At 56.5% G+C, this 17,618-nt stretch carries 17 protein-coding genes; 6 read left to right on the top strand and 11 right to left on the bottom strand.

All coding sequences use genetic code 11. The features are described from left to right. Nucleotides 1-27: 27 nt before the first annotated feature. Nucleotides 28-2,847, top strand: coding sequence for an RtcB family protein (locus SV253_00580; protein MDY6774581.1), 2,820 nt, complete (start codon nucleotides 28-30; stop codon nucleotides 2,845-2,847). Between the two features lie 465 nt (nucleotides 2,848-3,312). Here the strand turns inward: SV253_00580 and SV253_00585 are convergent, their stop codons facing one another. Continuing rightward, nucleotides 3,313-4,134 carry a DUF5821 family protein gene (locus tag SV253_00585; protein MDY6774582.1) on the bottom strand — a complete coding sequence of 274 codons (822 nt, stop codon included), beginning with the start codon at nucleotides 4,132-4,134 and terminating at the stop codon, nucleotides 3,313-3,315. A 203-nt stretch (nucleotides 4,135-4,337) separates the two neighbouring features. On the opposite strand from SV253_00585, the gene glyA reads away from it, so the two are divergent. Next, the gene (gene glyA, locus SV253_00590; GenBank protein ID MDY6774583.1) at nucleotides 4,338-5,582 is read left to right on the top strand and encodes a serine hydroxymethyltransferase; all 1,245 of its coding nucleotides are present in this window, start codon (nucleotides 4,338-4,340) and stop codon (nucleotides 5,580-5,582) included. Here the strand turns inward: glyA and SV253_00595 are convergent. The 6 genes from SV253_00595 to sufB all read right to left on the bottom strand — a co-directional run bounded on the left by SV253_00595 (nucleotide 5,579) and on the right by sufB (nucleotide 11,875). After that, nucleotides 5,579-6,685: a glutamate--cysteine ligase gene (locus tag SV253_00595; GenBank protein ID MDY6774584.1), complete on the bottom strand. Its 1,107-nt coding sequence runs from the start codon at nucleotides 6,683-6,685 to the stop codon at nucleotides 5,579-5,581. The genes glyA and SV253_00595 overlap by 4 nt on opposite strands. 67 nt (nucleotides 6,686-6,752) lie before the next feature. Continuing rightward, nucleotides 6,753-7,517 (bottom strand): Fe-S cluster assembly ATPase SufC, encoded by a 765-nt coding sequence (gene sufC / locus SV253_00600; protein ID MDY6774585.1) that lies wholly within the window; start codon nucleotides 7,515-7,517, stop codon nucleotides 6,753-6,755. A gap of 45 nt (nucleotides 7,518-7,562) precedes the next feature. Further along, nucleotides 7,563-7,946, bottom strand: coding sequence for an SUF system NifU family Fe-S cluster assembly protein (locus SV253_00605; GenBank protein ID MDY6774586.1), 384 nt, complete (start codon nucleotides 7,944-7,946; stop codon nucleotides 7,563-7,565). After that, nucleotides 7,943-9,193, bottom strand: a complete 1,251-nt coding sequence (locus SV253_00610; GenBank protein MDY6774587.1) for a cysteine desulfurase — start codon at nucleotides 9,191-9,193, stop codon at nucleotides 7,943-7,945. The genes SV253_00605 and SV253_00610 overlap by 4 nt, the downstream gene beginning before the upstream one ends. A 5-nt stretch (nucleotides 9,194-9,198) precedes the next feature. Beyond that, the gene (sufD, locus tag SV253_00615) at nucleotides 9,199-10,416 is read right to left on the bottom strand and encodes a Fe-S cluster assembly protein SufD (GenBank protein MDY6774588.1); all 1,218 of its coding nucleotides are present in this window, start codon (nucleotides 10,414-10,416) and stop codon (nucleotides 9,199-9,201) included. Nucleotides 10,417-10,462: 46 nt separating this feature from the next. Beyond that, nucleotides 10,463-11,875, bottom strand: coding sequence for a Fe-S cluster assembly protein SufB (gene sufB, locus SV253_00620; protein MDY6774589.1), 1,413 nt, complete (start codon nucleotides 11,873-11,875; stop codon nucleotides 10,463-10,465). A 165-nt stretch (nucleotides 11,876-12,040) separates the two neighbouring features. Between sufB and SV253_00625 the strand changes: the two genes are divergently transcribed. Next, on the top strand, nucleotides 12,041-12,466 hold the full coding sequence (locus SV253_00625; GenBank protein MDY6774590.1) for a bifunctional nuclease family protein: 426 nt from the start codon (nucleotides 12,041-12,043) through the stop codon (nucleotides 12,464-12,466). After that, the gene (locus SV253_00630; GenBank protein ID MDY6774591.1) at nucleotides 12,460-13,206 is read left to right on the top strand and encodes a hypothetical protein; all 747 of its coding nucleotides are present in this window, start codon (nucleotides 12,460-12,462) and stop codon (nucleotides 13,204-13,206) included. The genes SV253_00625 and SV253_00630 overlap by 7 nt, the downstream gene beginning before the upstream one ends. 49 nt (nucleotides 13,207-13,255) lie before the next feature. Here the strand turns inward: SV253_00630 and SV253_00635 are convergent, their stop codons facing one another. After that, nucleotides 13,256-13,468: a cold shock domain-containing protein gene (locus SV253_00635; GenBank protein MDY6774592.1), complete on the bottom strand. Its 213-nt coding sequence runs from the start codon at nucleotides 13,466-13,468 to the stop codon at nucleotides 13,256-13,258. A gap of 101 nt (nucleotides 13,469-13,569) precedes the next feature. Here SV253_00635 and SV253_00640 point away from each other — a divergent pair, with 101 nt between their 5' ends. Then, the gene (locus SV253_00640) at nucleotides 13,570-14,022 is read left to right on the top strand and encodes a copper resistance protein CopD (GenBank protein ID MDY6774593.1); all 453 of its coding nucleotides are present in this window, start codon (nucleotides 13,570-13,572) and stop codon (nucleotides 14,020-14,022) included. A 1-nt stretch (nucleotide 14,023) separates the two neighbouring features. On the opposite strand, the gene SV253_00645 is transcribed toward SV253_00640, so the two are convergent. Next, nucleotides 14,024-14,812, bottom strand: a complete 789-nt coding sequence (locus SV253_00645; protein ID MDY6774594.1) for a winged helix-turn-helix transcriptional regulator — start codon at nucleotides 14,810-14,812, stop codon at nucleotides 14,024-14,026. Nucleotides 14,813-14,904: 92 nt separating this feature from the next. Between SV253_00645 and SV253_00650 the strand changes: the two genes are divergently transcribed. Continuing rightward, nucleotides 14,905-15,927: a hypothetical protein gene (locus tag SV253_00650; GenBank protein MDY6774595.1), complete on the top strand. Its 1,023-nt coding sequence runs from the start codon at nucleotides 14,905-14,907 to the stop codon at nucleotides 15,925-15,927. A 10-nt stretch (nucleotides 15,928-15,937) separates the two neighbouring features. Here SV253_00650 and SV253_00655 read toward each other — a convergent pair whose 3' ends face one another. Together SV253_00655 and SV253_00660 are read right to left on the bottom strand one after the other, a co-directional pair. Beyond that, the gene (locus tag SV253_00655; GenBank protein ID MDY6774596.1) at nucleotides 15,938-16,255 is read right to left on the bottom strand and encodes a non-histone chromosomal MC1 family protein; all 318 of its coding nucleotides are present in this window, start codon (nucleotides 16,253-16,255) and stop codon (nucleotides 15,938-15,940) included. 130 nt (nucleotides 16,256-16,385) lie between these two features. Next, nucleotides 16,386-17,597: an NAD(P)/FAD-dependent oxidoreductase gene (locus SV253_00660; GenBank protein MDY6774597.1), complete on the bottom strand. Its 1,212-nt coding sequence runs from the start codon at nucleotides 17,595-17,597 to the stop codon at nucleotides 16,386-16,388. Between the last annotated feature and the right edge of the window lie 21 nt (nucleotides 17,598-17,618).

Below are 17,618 nucleotides of genomic sequence, written 5' to 3' on the forward strand. Positions count from 1 at the left end.
TAGTTAGGCAGATTCGAAGACTCAGGTATGGAGATAACACAGGTAGACGAAAACATCTACGAGATCGGGCAGGAAGACGACATGAACGTTCCTGCGAGGGTCTACGCTTCTGAGCTTCTTCTGGAGAAGATCGAACAGGACAAGACGCTCGAACAGGTCAGAAACGTCGCCACCCTACCGGGGATACAGAAGTACTCTATCGTTCTCCCCGACGGTCACCAGGGATACGGATTCCCGATAGGCGGCGTCGCGGCTGTCGACATGGACGACGGAGTCATAAGTCCCGGAGGTATCGGCTATGACATCAACTGTCTCTCGGGGGACACCGAGGTTCTGCTGGAGTTCGGGAGGAGGAGGAGTATAGAAGACCTCAGACAGAGCTTTGACGACGAGAGGGCTGTCGTAGCTACTTCCGACTCCGCCGACACCTCAGGAATACATCTGTTCACTCAGGACGAGAAGACAGTATACGAGGTAGACACCGGACTCCGGACAGTAGAGGCGAGTCCCGACCATCCCTTCTTAACCCCTGAGGGCATGAAGCCCCTACGAGAGATCGACGAGGGCGACGAGGTCTACGTCTATCCCTTCGAGGGTATCGAGGACGAAGATCCCGACGACGTCGTACTCCTCGACTCCGACGACTTCTCCTCCGAGGTCGCTGAGGTTCTCGAAGACCGCGGTCTCCTGCCTCTCTCGACGGCTGACAGGGAGTTCAACATACTCCTGAAACTCGTGGGATACCACACGGGCGACGGATCATTCAACCGCCACGGTGACACAGCCTTCTACGGAGAGGAGGAGGGTCTCAGACAGATACAGGAGGACATACGCCAACTCGGATTCGAGCCGTCGAGGATCTACTCGCGCGAGAGGAGCCACGAGATAGACGGGTCGGAGTTCGAGGCTGTCGAAAACACAGTCAAGTCGACCTCGAAGGCGTTCCAGAGGCTACTCGTCGCCCTCGGTGCACCCGAGGGAGTCAAGGTAGACTCAGAGTTCACGACTCCCAACTACCTCGACGGCTGTACCGACTGGCAGAAGGCACTATATCTCTCGGCTTTCTTCGGTGCCGAGATGAGTAGTCCCGCTCCTCAGACAGACAAGAACCTCTACTGTCCTACGGTGTCACACAGCCGCAGGTCGGGAGGAGGCGACGACTTCGTACGTGAGATAAAGTCGTACCTCGAAGACCTCGGCATAGAGACCAACTCGACGGAGGAGTTCGAGTCTGAGACAGGGGCAACGAGATACCGTTTCGGTGTCAAGAACGACTCCGAGAACCTGATACGTCTCTTCACGCGTGTCGGTTACACATACGCAGTCGAGAAACAGAAGGAAGCCGTCAGAGCCACAGTCTATCTGCGTGAGAAGGAACGTGCGATAGACGAACGCCGGACTGCGTCTGAGAGAGCGGTCGCGATGTACGACGGCGGCGTAGCCCCGAAGGAGATAAAGTCACGTCTCGAAATAAACGACAGGTTCGTCGAGAGGAGCATATACGGCGACGCCAGAGCCGAGGTCAGACCACCCGCTGACTTCCCGGGATACGACGACTTCACCGACTCGGTCGATGTCGACGACGGATTCCGTGTCACGACTCAGGTCGAGTCGATAGACGAGATAGGCGAAAAGACCGTATACGACATAGGCGTAAGACACGACGCCCACAGCTTCGTCGCAGACGGCTTCGTCGTCTCGAACTGCGGCGTCCGTGTTCTGCGTACAAACCTGAGTTACGACGACGTGAGGGGCACGGGAGAGAAGCTAGCCGAGAGGCTCTACCAGACAGTCCCGTCGGGTCTCGGCAAGGGAAGCTATCTAGACACAGACCTCGACGACATAGAAGGTATACTCGAAGGCGGCATGGAGTGGATGCTCGAAAACCGACACGCCTTCGAGGAGGATCTCGAACACTGTGAGGAGAACGGCAGGCTACCCGGCGATCCGAAGGCTGTTCCCGACGAGGCGAAGGAGAGAGGAGTCAGCCAGGTTGGATCGCTCGGATCGGGCAACCACTTCTTAGAGGTACAGAGGGTCTCGAACCTCTACGACGAACCGACCGCCGAAGCCTACGGTCTTGAGGAGGATCAGATCGTTGTCATGATACACACGGGGTCGAGGGGTCTCGGACACCAGACGTGTACCAACTACCTCAGGAGGTTCGAGAGGGAGTATCCCGATATAGTCGAGGATCTCCCCGACAAGGAGCTCATATACGCGCCGATAGGCGACGACCCAGCCGAGGAGTACAGAGACGCTATGTACGCCGCCGCCAACTTCGCGTGGTCGAACAGACAGGCGATAACACAGGCTGTGAGAGAAGTCTTCAACGAGATGTACAGTATCCGTGAGAGGGACGTCGAACTCGTCTACGATGTCTGTCACAACATAGCCAAGGAGGAGACCCACACCGTAGACGGCGACGAGAAGGAGCTACTCGTCCATCGGAAGGGCGCGACGAGAGCCTTTCCCGCAGGAAGGGAGGAGATACCCGATGTCTACCAGGACGTAGGACAGCCCGTTCTCATACCCGGTACGATGGGCACCGACTCGTGGATACTCTCGGGAGGTGAGAAGTCGCTCGACCTCTCGTTCGGTTCAACCGCACACGGTGCTGGCAGGGTGATGTCGAGGACACAGGCGAAGAAGGACTACTGGGGACGTGACGTACAGGAACAGCTCGCGGAGAGGGAGATTTACGTCAGGGCAGAGAGCGGATCGACTATCGCCGAGGAAGCACCCGGAGCGTACAAGGACGTCGATGAGGTCATGAGGGTGAGCGACGAACTCGGAATAGGTGAGAGGGTCTCACGTCTCGCTCCTATAGCGACTATAAAGGGGTGAAGTACCTCGGGGACAAGCCCCGAGGCTTCACCGTCTTGACCGCACGCCCAAAAACTGGGCGTGCCGTCGCAGGCGAATTTAATTCCCCTCGACCTTCCCGAAATGGGTCGGTTGGAATTCACACCCGAACGCTCGGTGCGTCCGTGAGGGCCGGCGGCTCCACCCCGCCCGACAACTCCCGTCGCACCACGCCAAAGACGCGGGTTTTGAGAGGAGTCGCATTTCCTTGCAACTGCCGGCAGTTGCTTCGGATTAAGGTCTTTAATCCACGTCGCAACTGTATTCGTCGATACGGCAGGTTGCATCATATAGCTTACGCAATTCACCCTCGGGGTCAAGTCAAGGAAAATCTTTGATTTTCCGTATCCCAAAAAGCTCTGCTTTTTGAAGACCCCGAGGCACTCTCGCTGTATTCCTGTAGAAACGAGATAAATAAGACAGACACAAAGACAGAGAAAGACTAGACTAAGACAGCTTCTTCTTGGCTTCGGCGACTATCTCGTCTATGTCGGCGTCCTGGAGATCCTCGTCGCCGAGTCGGAGACGCAGACGCGGTCTTCCTATGTCGATCGGCTCCTTCTCGGTGTCTATCAGACCTGCGTCCTCCAGCTCAGTCTTCTTACGTGAGAAGGTCGCCTTCGACGCGACGCCCGAGTCCTCTCCCCATTTCGAGATGTCATAGAGGAGTATCTTGTTCTTCGCCGCGACCAGGAGAGCGACTGTAATCTCGTCGAGCCCCTCGCCGTCACCCTTCGCGGCGTCGAGTAGGTCGAGGACTCTCCTGAAGTCGTCCTCAGTCTCGTCGCCTATCTCGTCTCTCAGGCTCTGGCTCACGTCGCTCATCGGCGGAGTACGTATCTTGAACTCGTCTCCGTCCTCCCACATCGAGTCGAAGAGATCCGAGACTGCCTCGGCGAGTTCGTCGTTCTCGGCTGCGACGGTACCTATCGAGTCGTCGGTCTCTATGAAGCTGATAGTCTCTGTGTCGTCGAGTATAGCCACCGACCTCTCGACTGTGTCGTCAGTAGACAGTATCTCTAAGACTCCCTCCTTTATGAGGTCACTCGCGGCACTCGATATAAGGAAGTCACGCATAACCTCCTTGAGACTCTCCTCGTGGACGAGGACACGCATCCTCTCGATCTTGTCGCGCTCCTCGCTCGCGACCTCTATGTAGTCGCCCAGAACCCCAGGAGAGACCTGCAGAACGTCGAGACTGCCACCGCTTTCCTCTATGGATCTCCGTATAATGTCCCGTCCGTCGACACCTGTCAAGTTCGCTGTCATTCTGACTAAGTATATTGATAGGTCTATATTTAATTTGACGGTCTGAGTCTGATAAATGAGGGATAACGAGGTAGTTGGAATACGTCAGTCTTAGATTGACTATAACACAGATCGGGGATCTGTGGAATACGTCGCCCGCCGACGCGTTGAAAGTCTCGGTTGGATCGGAGAAGACTTATGCTCGACAGTCCGTTTGGTTAGGTATGGAACACATAGACGAGACCGACCCCGAGACGGCGGAGGCGATACGCGGAGAGATCGAGAGAGAGGAACGCGGTCTTGAGATGATCGCGAGCGAGAACATCGCCTCGAAGGCTGTGATGGAGGCACAGGGCTCTGTAATGACCAACAAGTACGCCGAGGGGTATCCCGGGGAGAGGTACTACGGCGGCTGTGAATACATGGACGAGGTCGAGAATCTCGCGAGAGACCGCGCGAAGGAGATCTTCGGAGCCGACCACGTCAACGTACAGCCACACTCGGGGACACAGGCTAACATGGCAGTCTACTTCTCTGTCCTCGAGCCCGGCGACAGGATACTCGGAATGGATCTCACACACGGAGGACATCTCTCCCACGGACATCCCGCCAACTTCTCGGGAAAGCTCTACGACGTAGAGAGCTACGAGGTCGACGAGGAGACGGGACGTATAGACTACGACGACCTGAGAGAGCACGCCGAGGAGTTCGACCCCGACATAATCGTATCGGGAGCGAGTGCGTATCCCCGTGAGATAGAGTTCGACACTATAGGAGAGATAGCCGACGACGTCGACGCCTACCATCTCGCCGACATAGCACATATAGCCGGATTAGTCGCCTCCGACGTTCATCAGAGTCCTGTTGAGCACGCCGAGTTCGTGACGACGACGACACACAAGACACTCCGTGGTCCGAGAGGCGGAATGATAATGTGTGACGAAGAGTTCGCAGACGACATAGACACGACTGTCTTCCCCGGAGTCCAGGGAGGACCCCTGATGCATGTCGTAGCCGCTAAGGCTGTCTCGTTCAAGGAGGCACTCACAGACGACTTCGACGAGTACCAGGAGGCGATCGCCGAGAACGCACGTGTCCTCGGTGAGACACTCCAGGACGAGGGATGGAACCTCGTGAGCGGCGGAACCGACAACCATCTCGTCCTGATGGATCTACGTGGTACCGGAATTACCGGAAAGGAGGCGGAGGAAGCGCTCGAAGACGTCGATATCACAGTCAACAAGAACACCATACCCGGCGAGGAGAGAGCCCCGACGGTCGCCTCGGGAATACGTATAGGTGCTCCCGCGCCGACGACACGTGGTCTGAGAGCCGACGAGTTCGAGAAGGTAGGACGTCTCATCTCACGTGTCCTCAATAACACCGACGACGACGAGGTCAAGGCGGAGGTCAGAGAGGAGGTAAACAGTCTGTGTGACGAGTTCCCGATCTATCCCGTACTGAACTAAATCTTAATCTCCTCACAGACACGACGGAAGATTTCTTTTTCGGCTTCGTTCTCATTCTCATTCTCGTTGTACGCCTCGATCTGACGCTGTGCCCCCGACTCCTCTATGAGACTCTCGGCGAGACTTAGTTTCTGACCCTCAAGACTGCCGACCACGTCATCGAAGAGGTCTTCGAGTTCGACTACTCCGGTCTCTGTCTCTCCCTCTCCCGTACGCAGGAAAGTGGCGTCGTGTCCGTGTCTCAGGGCGCGCCATTTGTTCTCGTCGAGTATCTCACGCCTGACGTCGGTGTGACCGCCCCTGTCGCAGTCCGAGTACAGATCGAGGACGAGTGCACGTGTCAGAGCCACGAATCCGACGACCCTCTCGATACTCGTCTGTGAGTCGGGCGAACGTATCTCGACTGTGCCGTACCTCGTGTTGGGACGTACGTCCCACCAGATCTCTCCTCTGTCCTTTATCGATCCTTCCTCGACCATCCTCTTCTCGAAAGACCTAAAGTCGCGCCACGAGTCGAATGCGGTCGGAATACCCGTGTTAGGAAGATTCTCGAAGACGACCGCCCTCGCACTTCTCAGACCCGTCTCGTATCCCTGCCAGAAAGGAGAGTTGGCTCCGAGAGCGAGGTACATCGGAAGATAACGCCGGATCTCGTTGGCTATACAGACCGCGGTGTCGGCGTCGTCTACGCCTATGTGGACGTGGAGACCCGCCGTCATGTTCCTGTGCTGAGGATAGCCTATACGTTCGAGCTGTTTGGTGTAACGCGGCTTCTGTATCTGTTCGTTCTCGATCCATTTCGCCGAGGGATGGAGACCCGCAGCGAGAACCTCGTAGCCGTAAGACCGGACGTACGACTTGAGTGCCTCCCTCTTCTCGGCGACCTGGTCACGTGCGTCTCCGACTGAGGTCGCCGTGTCGGTCGTGGTTTCGAGGACGAACTTGAACAGCTCTGTGTCTAGATGATCCTGAAGCTCGCGTGGAGGGTCTTCTAGAAGACTGTCGGAGGCAGCCACGGGTTCGAGAGTCTCGGAGTCGACGACGTAGAACTCCTCCTCGACCCCTATCGTGCCTAACGTGTCGAACCTTTCCCTCTCTTTCATCCGACTCTCGCCTCTGTGTATTTGCTTGGAAAATCAGATATAAAAGTGAATCTAACTGTCGGTGTCTCTAAGCCGCGGCTTCCTCACGTATCCAGTCGTAGCCCTCGTCCTCGAGCTTCTCGGCTAGCTCGTGTCCTCCCTTCTTAGCCACCTCTCCGTCGAGCATCACGGCGACGCGGTCGGGCTCGACGTAGTCGAGTATCCTCTGGTAATGAGTGATGAGGAGAGTACCCATCGAGTCGTCGCCCTGTGTGAGTTCGTTGATGCCCTTAGCGACTATCTTGAGTGCGTCGATGTCGAGACCCGAGTCGACCTCGTCTATCAGAGCGATCTCGGGGTTGAGAACCGCCATCTGGAGGACTTCCATTCTCTTCTTCTCTCCTCCCGAGAAACCCTCGTTTATCGACCTGTTCATGAAGTCGGAGTCGATCTCGAGTATCTCCATCTTCTCCTCGAGCATATCCTGGAACTCCGCGGGTCCTATTTCGTCTTCCTCGTCCCTACCGGCGTTTACCGCGGTACGCAGGAAGTTACTCACCGTCACACCCGTTATCTCCTTGGGATACTGGAAGGCGAGGAAGAGACCGAGACGTGCCCTCTCGTCGGGCTCCATCTCAAGTATGTTCTCTCCCTTGAGGTAGGCTTCGCCCTCGGTGACCTCGTAAGCCGGATGTCCCATGAGTACCTTCGCGAGAGTCGACTTTCCGCTTCCGTTGGGACCCATCATGGCGACGACCTCACCCTTCTCTATCGTGATGTCGACTCCGTTGAGTATCTTTTCTCCGTCAGCCTCTACGTGTAAGTTGTTTACTTCGAGTTGTGTCTGTGTCATTGTTGATCTTATCTTAACTTAACTTAAGCTACCTGTCTAACTATGCTATGTCTCTGCCTCGTACTCTGCTACACCGCCTTCGAGAACCTTGAGACCTAAGACCGCACATTTCACCCTCATCGGATTTAGCTCTATGCCGAGCATATCCATTATGTAGTCGCGGTCGAGGTCTTTGACCTCGTCGAGTGTCATTCCCTTGATCTCGTCGGTGAGCATCGACGCGCTCGCCTGGCTGATCGCACAGCCCTCTCCCTTGAACTTCGCGTCTACTATCTCGCCGTCCTCGTCTAGCTCGACGTAGACGTCTATCTCGTCGCCACACGACGGGTTGACGTCCTCGTACTCTATGTCGGGGTTCTCGATCTCGCCGTAGTTGTGGGGATTCCTGTAATGGTCGAGTATGTTCTGCTTGTACATGTCGCGGCTCATGCTCCGAACACCTCCTTGACGTCTTCGAGTGCCTCTACGAATCTGTCCGCCTCCTCACGTGTGTTGTAGAGGTAGAACGACGCACGTGCTGTCGCCGCTACATCTAACTGATCCATAACGGGCTGTACGCAGTGGTGTCCCGCTCTGACGGCGACTCCCGAGTCGTTGAGTATGTCGCTCGTGTCGTGAGCGTGTGCGCCCTCGACGTTGAACGAGACGACTCCTCCTCTCTCCTCGTAGTTGGAAGACGGACCGTATACCTCGACACCGTCGACCTCTTCGAGTCTTTCGACCGTGTACTCCGCGAGCATCTTCTCGTGTTCGTGTATGTTCTCCATGCCTATATCTTCGAGGTACTCTACGGCTCTCCCGAGACCTATCCCCTCGGCGACGTTCGGTGTTCCCGCCTCGAACTTCCACGGAATCTCCGCCCACGTCGCTTCCTCACGTGTGACCTTCTTTATCATCTCTCCGCCGTACTCGAACGGCGATGTCTCTTCGAGGACTTCCTTCGAGCCGTATAGGACTCCGCTTCCCGTCGGTCCACACATCTTGTGTCCGCTGAAGGCGAGGAAGTCACAGCCTATCTCTCCGACGTCTACGGGCATATGAGGGACGCTCTGGGCGGCATCTACGAGACACCGTGCGCCGACTTCGTGGGCGCGGTCACAGATCTCCTCGACCGGCGTGACCGTGCCGAAGACATTCGACATATGGATCACCGAGACCATCGCGGCGTCCTCGGTGATCTTCGTCTCTATCTCGCCCTCCTCTATGAAGCCGTGGTCGTCGGTTTCGAGAAAGACTAGGTCTGCACCCGTGCGTTCAGCGATCTGTTGCCACGGGAGGAGACCCGAGTGGTGTTCCATCCCCGTGAGGACGACCTCGTCGCCCTCGCCGAGGTTATCGAGACCCCAGCCGTATGCTACTGTGTTGATCGCCTCCGTCGTGTTCGAGGTGAAGACGATTTCGTCGCTCGACGCGCCTATGAAGTCTGCGACCTTGTCGTGAGCCGTCTCGTAGGCTATGCTAGCCTCCTGGCTCATCTCGTGGAGACCCCTGTGTACGTTGGCGTTGTACCTCTCGTAGTACTCGTTCATCGCGTCGACGACCTGAGTCGGGGTCTGTGAGGTCGCTGCGTTGTCGAGGTAGACGAGTCTCTCCCCGTTGACCTCACGTCTGAGCGCGGGGAAGTCTCTCCGTACCTCCTCGACGTCTATCGGGCTAGGGCACTCCTCGGCAGTCATCTCTATTATATTTCCATCTTACGTTCGACTATCTCGCGGCAGTCGTCCTCTAACTCCTCGAGAGGGAGCTCTCCGAAGACGGGCTCGAAGAATCCCTCGACTATCCTGCGTCTAACGCTCTCCTCGTCGAGACCCCGCGACCTCATGTAGAACATCTCCTCATCGTCTATCTTACCGACTGTTGCGGCGTGAGAGCACTTGACGTCGTTGTTGTCGATCTCGAGACGCGGCGACGCGTCAGCCTCCGCCTTGTCACTCACGAGTAGGACGTTCTCCGTCTGGTAGGCGTCGACGTTGTAGGCGGGCTCGGAGACCTCTATTGTGCCCTCGTAGGCACCCACCGCCTCGTCGTCTAAGACTCCTCTCGTGAACATGTCACAGACGGAGTTGGGAGCGTCGTGGCGTGTACGTGTCTCTACGTCGAAGTGCTGGTCTCCCGTGCCGAAGAAGAGACCCAGGTTCTCGGTGTCGGCTCCCTCTCCCTCTATCACCGTGCTCACCGTCGACTTCGTGAGAGCGGTTCCGAAACAGCCGTCTATCCAGTTGACACTCGCGTCTCTTCCTGCGGTTCCTCTCTTGACCGTGTACTGGTACGAGTCCTCGGAGAGATCCTGTACGGCTCCGTAGTTGACCTCGGCCCCGTCTCCTGCGTGTACCTCGACGATGTTCGAGAAGTACGACTCGTCTCCTCCCTCGATACTCTCGGAGACGTTGACCTTGGCGTTATCCTCGACGACGACGAGTGTGTGACTGAACTGTACACTGTCGTCCACGACGGTCTGGGTCGATAGAGTCTCGTCGACCTCAACACCCTCGGGAACGTAGACGAAGACACCGTCGGTAACTGCTGCGGCGTGTATAGCAGTGAAGCGGTTGTCGTCCCATCTCACAGCCTTGTTCATCAGGTTCTCACGTACGAGATCCTCGTGTTCTTCGACTGCTGTCGCGAAGTCGGTGAGGACGACTCCCTCGGGCAGATCGGCTTCGTTAGTCTCGATCTGCCTCTGGGTCGTACCCTCTCCCTTAGCGAGCGACCTCGCTGTTAGCTCTCCTAAGTCAGTCCAGACCTTTCCGGGTGTGGTTATGACCTTCGGGAACGGGAGGTCTTCGTACGACTCCCATGCTTCGAGTCTTCTGTTCGTGAGCCAGTCGGGCTCGTCTCTCGACTCGGAGACCTCAAGTACGTGGTCTCGGTCGAGCTTCTGTTGGGGTTCTGCGCTCATTGTCTTTGTCTTGTGGTGTGGTTACGTCGTTTTAAAATACAGCTATCTATCCGAGTGATCCTTCCATCTCGAGCTCTATGAGACGGTTTAGCTCGACGGCGTACTCAAGAGGTAGCTCGTCGGTTATGGGCTCTATGAAGCCCGAGACGACCATCTGCATAGCCTCGTCGTCCTCTATTCCGCGTGACTGGAGGTAGAATATGTCCTCGTCTCCTATGCTTCCGACAGTCGCCTCGTGTGCCATGTCGACGTCCGACTCGTTGATCTCCTCGTAAGGCATCGTGTCGCTCACCGACTCGTCGTCGAGCATCAGTGCGTCACAGTCGACGCTCGATTTGACGCCCTTCGCTCCCTCGGAGACACGTACGAGTCCCCTGTAGTTCGTCCTTCCGCCGTCCATCGATATCGACTTCGACTCTATCGTCGACGACGTGTCGGGCGCGAGGTGTGAGACCTTAGCTCCCGTGTCTATATCCTGTCCCTCTCCCGCGAAGGCGACCGAGATCTGACGCGCGTTGGCGTTTCTTCCCTTGAGAACCGACATCGGGTAGAGCATCGTCGTCTTCGATCCCATCGATCCCGATATCCACTCCATTGTTCCGTTCTCCTCGACGAGTGCGCGTTTCGTGTTGAGGTTGTAGGTGTTCTTGCTCCAGTTCTGAACTGTCGAGTACTTGACACGTGCGTTCTCCTCGACAAAGACCTCGACACATCCCGCGTGGAGGTTGTGGCTGGTGTACTGGGGAGCCGAACATCCCTCTATGTAATGTACCTCAGCACCTTCCTCGGCGATTATGAGGGTGTGCTCGAACTGTCCCATCCCCTCGGTGTTCATACGGAAGTACGCCTGTATAGGCATCTCGACAGTGACTCCCTCGGGTACATAGACGAACGACCCACCCGAGTGTACCGCGCCGTGGAGAGCGGCGAACTTGTTGTCAGACGGAGGAACCGACTTCGTCATGAAGTACTCCTTCACGAGATCCTCGTGCTCCTGTATCGCTGTGTCTATGTCGGTGAAGACGACTCCCTTCGACTCCCACTGCTCCTTCATGTTCTGGTAGACGACCTCCGACTCGTACTGGGCACCGACGCCGCCGAGTGCCTTCTGTTCCGCCTCGGGAATACCGAGCTTGTCGAAGGTGTCCTTTATGTCGTCGGGAACCTCGTCCCAGTCCTGTTCCGCTTCCGACTCGTCGGCGCGGAGGTAGGTCACTATCTCGTCTATACGGAGATCCGACAGGTCGGGACCCCAGTCGGGCATCGGCATCTCCTTGAAATGCTCGAGCGCGTTGAGACGTCTCTCAAGCATCCAGTCGGGCTCGTCTTTCTCCTCCGAGATCTCACGTATTATCTCCTCCGATAGACCCTTCTCGCTCTTGTACTCCGACCTCTCGGGGTTGCGGTGGTCGAACCTCTCCCTCTGGGCTTTTTCTAACTCTCTTGTGTCTGAACTCATGTTATCACTCTGGAGAACTTACTACTTTGAAAGTAGTCTGTCTTCCGCTTAAGTCTTACGTGTTGGGGCTTGTCTAAAGGGCTTTCTCTTCTCTCCGACCCTGACGGAGAGACGGGCATACTCTCTGTCCGACAGTAATAATACTCGCCGCGACTTATGTCAGGTATGAGAGCCGATGTCATAGGTGTCGACAGCCACGACCCGGGGGACTACTGTGTTATACTCAGAGTCGAAGACGACCGAGCCGTGGCGGTTCCCGTCGAAGCCAGACACGCACAGTCGATCCGTCTCGGTCTCGACAACACGAGGTTCGGAAGACCCCTTACACACGACCTTCTTATCGAGGTTCTGACTGAGATGGGAGGCGCGGTCGACTCCGCCGAGATATACGCCTACGACGAGGAAAGAGACGAGTTCTACGCGCGTCTTAAAACTGAGTCTTACCGTGGCGGCGACCGACGCGACGAGATCCCCTACGACTGCGATCCTGGGGACGCCGTCGGAGTCGCTCTCAAGTCGAGCGCGCCCATACGAGTCTCAGAAGACGTAGTCGAAGAAGCTCCTGCCCCGGAGTCGGAGACGGGATGGTGAGGAAAACCGAGTCGGTCTCTGACCTCCTCGATCTCGAACGTCCCCCCGAGGACACACCTCTCCGTTCGCCTCGCGTCGAGTCGTACAGCTGGGAGACCTTCAAGACTACGACGCGTAAGACGGCTAACCTGATTGCTGGCTTGGGTGTCCGACGGGGACACTCCGTCTCATTCTCGCCCGCGAACCAACCCGAGTCTGTCTTCTTCTTCCTCGGTGCCTCACTACTCGGAGCCGAGGTCACGGCTGGTCTCGATGACGATGTCTCTCCCGAACTCGTCTTCGGACCTACGCCGACTGTCGAGAGACTCGGTCTCGGTACGAGAGGTATCTCTTACGGCGAGAAGCCCGACGATCCGCGTCTGACCCATTACGAGAGGGAGATATGGGGTGAGAGTCCCCTGTTCCCGCCTGACAGGACTAGCAGCCCCGAAGACGTCGTCCTAGTCGACGGCTCCGACGAGTACAGACAGAGCCAGCTCTTCGAAGCAGCCGAGACTGTAGCCGATGAAGCCGGAATCCACGACTACGACGAGGCTGTGGTCGGCTCAGTCTCCGAACCCAGAGATATAGTTGCCGGGGTTCTGGCTCCACTCGTCGCCGAAACCACGGTAACACTCCGCGGCGACGCGAGCCGAGGGACTGACACAGACACTGACGCTGACACGGATTCGGACGCTGTTCTACTCCGCCGAGGCGACACACAGAAGACTCTCCGGGTAGGCTCGGTCTCTATAAAATAGGAACGAAGCTGTCTGTCTGTTACTTTACTTTACTCTACTCTACTCTACTTTACTCGCTGTCGCTCGTCGCTACGCGTCTCACGTCGATAGCTCTTGGACCTTCTTCTGCCTCCTCGATCTCGAACTCGACTACGTCATCCTCGTCTATCTCGGCACCTAGAACCTCTGTGATATGGAAAAACACGTCCTCGTCGCCGTCCTCACGCTCTATAAATCCGTAACTCTTCTCGTTGTGGAAGAATTTTACAGTACCTTCTGCCATTTGAGTTCTCCTTTAACGTCTATAAGTTCTTAGCCTTAAAAAGAATTCTGGTGATCTCCGTCTTCCGTAAGTATAATCCGAGAAAGACGCCAACTCACCTTATGTCGCTCATAGACAACGTAATGGCTTCTCTTCACGTGATATTCGCCGCGGTCTGGATAGGAAGTGCCCTCTTCATGGCGGGGGTCGTCGTACCCGCCGCGCGCGACGGAAAGATGAGCTCCGAACTCGCGTCGCACGTCGCCGACAGGTTCTCTCTCGTCTCGATCGTCGGCTCAGCAGTCATGTTCGTGACAGGTGGACACATGGCTGGCACGATGTATAACTTCGGTGCTCTCCTCAACACAGTCGGCGGCAACCTCGTACTCACGATGGTCGTCCTCTGGTTCCTGGTATCGGGATTCCTACATATGGCGACTAAGAAACTCAAGGACGGAGTCGACGAAGACAGGGTCAGGACGCCGGCTAAGAACAGCTTAGTCTGGTACAGGATCTCGGCGGTTCTCGGCTTCTTACTCCTCGTGAACGGCGCGCTCCTCAGCTTCGTTTACTGAGCTAAGACGTCTTTACGAGGCGGTGTTCGATACCTTCTGACTGGAGCCTGTCAGTCAGGCTTCCCGTCCTGTCCTCGACTACACAGACGACCGCCGAGACGCCGTTGAGACACGCCTCGACTACACCCTCCTCGACTCCGTACCGAATGTAGTCTCTGACCTCTGACTTCTCGAGTGCGACCTCGGCTTCTGTTCCGAGTCCGAAGACGACGGCGGCGTCCTCGGTTTCCTCCCTGATCACTTCGGTCTCTACTTCTCTGCTTCCGCCGTCCTCGACTGAGGGAACCTGAAGGACTGTCACCGAACCCGGCTCCATCTCTATCAGGCCCTCGAACTCTGTTATTCCGATGTCCTCGCCCTCCTCGGCTGCTGTGACGGCTACGGCTGTCGGCGATCCGTCGCCGTCGGCTCGTGATACGTACATCCTTCCCTCCTCCATCTCTATGCCAACCCTGTCGCCCTCTTCTATACTCTCCCTTGCGACAGCCGTCTCTACGAAGACCTCTCCCATTACGTCACCTGTTACGTGTTCGAGGTAGTCGTCTAGCTCCTCTGCGCGCGAGAGTATGAGGTCGGCACCTTCCTTCGTCACAGTGTACCTTCCGCGCGCGAGGTTCTCGACGAGACCCTCGTCGACGAGGTAATGCATGTGATCCGAGACAGCCTGTGGAGTTATACCTATGCTGTCGGCTATCTCCGTCTGACTTATAGCGGGCTGGTTCTCCGCAATCTGAACGAGTATCTGGAACCTAGTTATCTCCCGCTTGTCGTTGAGAAGTCGGCTCTTCATTCTCCTTCTGAGTAAGTAGACGTGCCCGAGACTAATCTATTTTGGTAACCCACCGGCAAAAATATATTAACCGTGAGTACGACTAACGCCCCATGGATAACTCAAAGACCAGAAGGAGGTTTCTTACTTCTGCGGGACTCTTAGCCCTCGCTGGATGTGTTCAGACGACCAACCAGGGGCAAGAGACACAGAACGGGGATCAGGCGGACTCGGACGGCGGCTCTGGCGACGGATCGAACTCGGGCAACGGCGGCTCCGGGGGCAACTCGAACACGGCTGACGGAGACCAGAACGAGACACAGACACAGAACGAGACGGCGAACGAGACCGCAGACGTCGAGGAGGAGGTCGACTACGTCTCGGAGCCGAGAAGGGACAGACGTGTGAGTGTAGTCCGTGACTCCGTGAGAATTAAGGGCAAGACTATCTGGGGCGAGGTCGAGAACACGGGGAACGTACCTCTGATGGGAAGCGACATAGAGGTTCTCGGAAATATGCTCGACAACGACGGGATCGAGATAGCTAGAGGAGAGACCAACCCCAAGGACGTCTACTTCGAGCCGGGTGAGACACTCCCGTTCAAGTTCAGCATAAGCGTCGAGGTCAAGTCGGCTAAGTCGGAGGTCAACGACAGGATGTCGTCGGCTCAGAGACTCGCCGAGTTCGGACAGAGGTTCGCCGACTTCCTACATCTCGAAGCCGACGTTCTTCCGAGATCAGAACTCGAAATTCCGATTCCGAGAAAACACTACGGAGCCAAGAACCTGAGTCTTCTCGATGGTAAACTCGTAGAAGTCACGACTTCAGTCACAGAAGGCGGTAACGTAATCCCCGACACCAGACAGAGAAAGGCGACCTTCGACCTGCGTCTCAACAACCTCTCCGAAAGAAAGGTCGAGAACTTTGGTGTCGTGATAACACTCAGGAAAGAGGGGTCGACGCCTCAGTTAGTCGACTTCAAGTTCGTAAATGCGAGTCTCGAACCCGAGGACAGGGGCGAGAACAGGGTCGTAAAGGAGATCAGCTTAGACCAGAGGAACCTCAACGTCAGAGACCCCGAGATACGTATAACTCTCTACGAGAACACCGAAATAGTAGCCGCGGACGCTGAATAAACTGCCTACTCTAGACTTCTTCGAGGTGCTCTATTCCCTTCTTGCTCACGTTCGCCTCTGTGATCTCGTCGGGCATCCAGTCGGGCTTGTTCTCGGGTGCTGTCTCCTCCCACGCCCACGCGTCATATATGTGTACCTTGTCGGTACCCTTCTCACGTAGACGTATCTCAGTTGCGTTGTCCTTTGCGTCTTCCTCCGACCCGTGGACGTCGTCGAGTCTTCTCGCCGCCTTCAGCGCAGCCTGTCTCGGAGTGTTTCCGCTGAAAACGCTCGTCTCTTCACTGTCGGTTCTTAGCGCGAAGTTTCTTTTGCCGTCTTCTCTTACCATTTTTGGCACACCGTATGGGGAAGTCTATTCCGTACTGTAATATTAAATTAACGACGGTCTGCATCTATTTCACCGAAAGATACTTACGTCATGAGAAAACGCGACCCAGAAATACGACGAACCGCGCGGTTCACGTTGTTGCAGTGATCTCCTCGACCACGTCGTTGACTCCCATCGCTATTCCCTCGACCTCTATTCCGCCTTTACCCTTAGCGGCGTCGCCGACTACATAGACGCCGTCGAGTGGAGTGTCGTTTCCGGCTTTGTAGCCGTTCGCGACGCGGTTGACGGGCCAGTCTCCCTTGTAGCCCTGTGACAGGAGTATCTCGTAGTCGGCGTCGGGGAATATCTCTTCGAGGTCTGACTTCGCCTTACGTATAGCCTCTCCCGCCGTCTCCCTCTCGGGGTTCCAGCTCATATGTGCCTCCGTGAGATGTTTGCCGTCGGGAGCGAGACTCGGATCGGCGTGTGTGACCTCGTTTATTCCGTCTACCTTCTCGGCTTCGGGCGCGAACAGTATTCCGTTGTAACCCAGGAGTGGCTCGTCGGTTCCTAAGCTCATCTTTATACCCGGTGACGGCGGGCGACTCTCCGCCTCTTCGAGGTAGTCGTCGTCTCCCATCAGACGTGCTGTGATACGGTGTCCTGCGTTCGAGATTACGTAGTCGGCTTCGACCGTCTCGCCCTCGACTGTGACCTCACCCTCGTCTATCGCCTCGACCTCGTGTCTAGTATGTATCTCTCCCCCCTCCGACTCCACGACGTCGGCGAGTGCGTCGACGACCCCCGAACAGCCGCCCTTCGGAACCCCGGGCATACCGTACTTCTTCGTGTTCTTCATTATGGCGTAGATCTCGTCGACTGGCATCTCCTCCGCCGTCAGGGAACACGACCAGCCACAGAAGGCGTCGGCTACGTCACGCATCTCGCCGCTCGTGATGTCGTCGAGATTTCTCCCTCTCACGAGACCGTACCACGCTCTGAGGTACCAGAGAGCGTTCTTGACGAGACCGTACTTGCCGAATACGTACTCGCTCATGAGGACGTCGTCGCGGCTGTCCCCGAAACGTATCTTAGCCGCGGGGTCACACTCGACTATATCGACGTCCGCGCCTACGTCGTCGAGTATTCTTCCGAGAGGACCCGTGGCTCCGTGTGGTATCATATGGAGCGCCCCGCTCGTCAGCTCGTAGCCCTCGTACTCTAGGTTACGGAAACGTCCTCCTATCTCGTAGTTCTTCTCGAATATTTCGACCTCGAAGCCCTCCCTCGCGAGCTTAGCACCCGCTGAGAGACCTCCTATTCCCGCGCCGACGACGACCGCTCTGGGTTTCGGAGCCATTACTTCTGTTCTATTCTATTC

The sequence above is a fragment of the Candidatus Afararchaeum irisae genome (assembly GCA_034190545.1).
In the GTDB taxonomy this organism is placed as follows: Archaea; Halobacteriota; Halobacteria; order Halobacteriales; family Afararchaeaceae; genus Afararchaeum; species Afararchaeum irisae.

Excerpts from the sequence above, each read along its gene's own strand:
- SV253_00580 (MDY6774581.1), top strand. The coding sequence starts at position 28 with ATGGAGATAACACAGGTAGACGAAAACATCTACGAGATCGGGCAGGAA.
- SV253_00660 (MDY6774597.1), bottom strand. The coding sequence starts at position 17,597 with ATGGCTCCGAAACCCAGAGCGGTCGTCGTCGGCGCGGGAATAGGAGGT.
- sufC (MDY6774585.1), bottom strand. The coding sequence starts at position 7,517 with ATGACACAGACACAACTCGAAGTAAACAACTTACACGTAGAGGCTGAC.
- SV253_00645 (MDY6774594.1), bottom strand. The coding sequence starts at position 14,812 with ATGAAGAGCCGACTTCTCAACGACAAGCGGGAGATAACTAGGTTCCAG.
- SV253_00595 (MDY6774584.1), bottom strand. The coding sequence starts at position 6,685 with ATGAAAGAGAGGGAAAGGTTCGACACGTTAGGCACGATAGGGGTCGAG.
- SV253_00635 (MDY6774592.1), bottom strand. The coding sequence starts at position 13,468 with ATGGCAGAAGGTACTGTAAAATTCTTCCACAACGAGAAGAGTTACGGA.
- SV253_00640 (MDY6774593.1), top strand. The coding sequence starts at position 13,570 with ATGTCGCTCATAGACAACGTAATGGCTTCTCTTCACGTGATATTCGCC.
- SV253_00650 (MDY6774595.1), top strand. The coding sequence starts at position 14,905 with ATGGATAACTCAAAGACCAGAAGGAGGTTTCTTACTTCTGCGGGACTC.
- SV253_00605 (MDY6774586.1), bottom strand. The coding sequence starts at position 7,946 with ATGAGCCGCGACATGTACAAGCAGAACATACTCGACCATTACAGGAAT.
- glyA (MDY6774583.1), top strand. The coding sequence starts at position 4,338 with ATGGAACACATAGACGAGACCGACCCCGAGACGGCGGAGGCGATACGC.
- SV253_00585 (MDY6774582.1), bottom strand. The coding sequence starts at position 4,134 with ATGACAGCGAACTTGACAGGTGTCGACGGACGGGACATTATACGGAGA.
- SV253_00655 (MDY6774596.1), bottom strand. The coding sequence starts at position 16,255 with ATGGTAAGAGAAGACGGCAAAAGAAACTTCGCGCTAAGAACCGACAGT.
- SV253_00610 (MDY6774587.1), bottom strand. The coding sequence starts at position 9,193 with ATGACTGCCGAGGAGTGCCCTAGCCCGATAGACGTCGAGGAGGTACGG.
- SV253_00625 (MDY6774590.1), top strand. The coding sequence starts at position 12,041 with ATGAGAGCCGATGTCATAGGTGTCGACAGCCACGACCCGGGGGACTAC.
- SV253_00630 (MDY6774591.1), top strand. The coding sequence starts at position 12,460 with ATGGTGAGGAAAACCGAGTCGGTCTCTGACCTCCTCGATCTCGAACGT.
- sufB (MDY6774589.1), bottom strand. The coding sequence starts at position 11,875 with ATGAGTTCAGACACAAGAGAGTTAGAAAAAGCCCAGAGGGAGAGGTTC.
- sufD (MDY6774588.1), bottom strand. The coding sequence starts at position 10,416 with ATGAGCGCAGAACCCCAACAGAAGCTCGACCGAGACCACGTACTTGAG.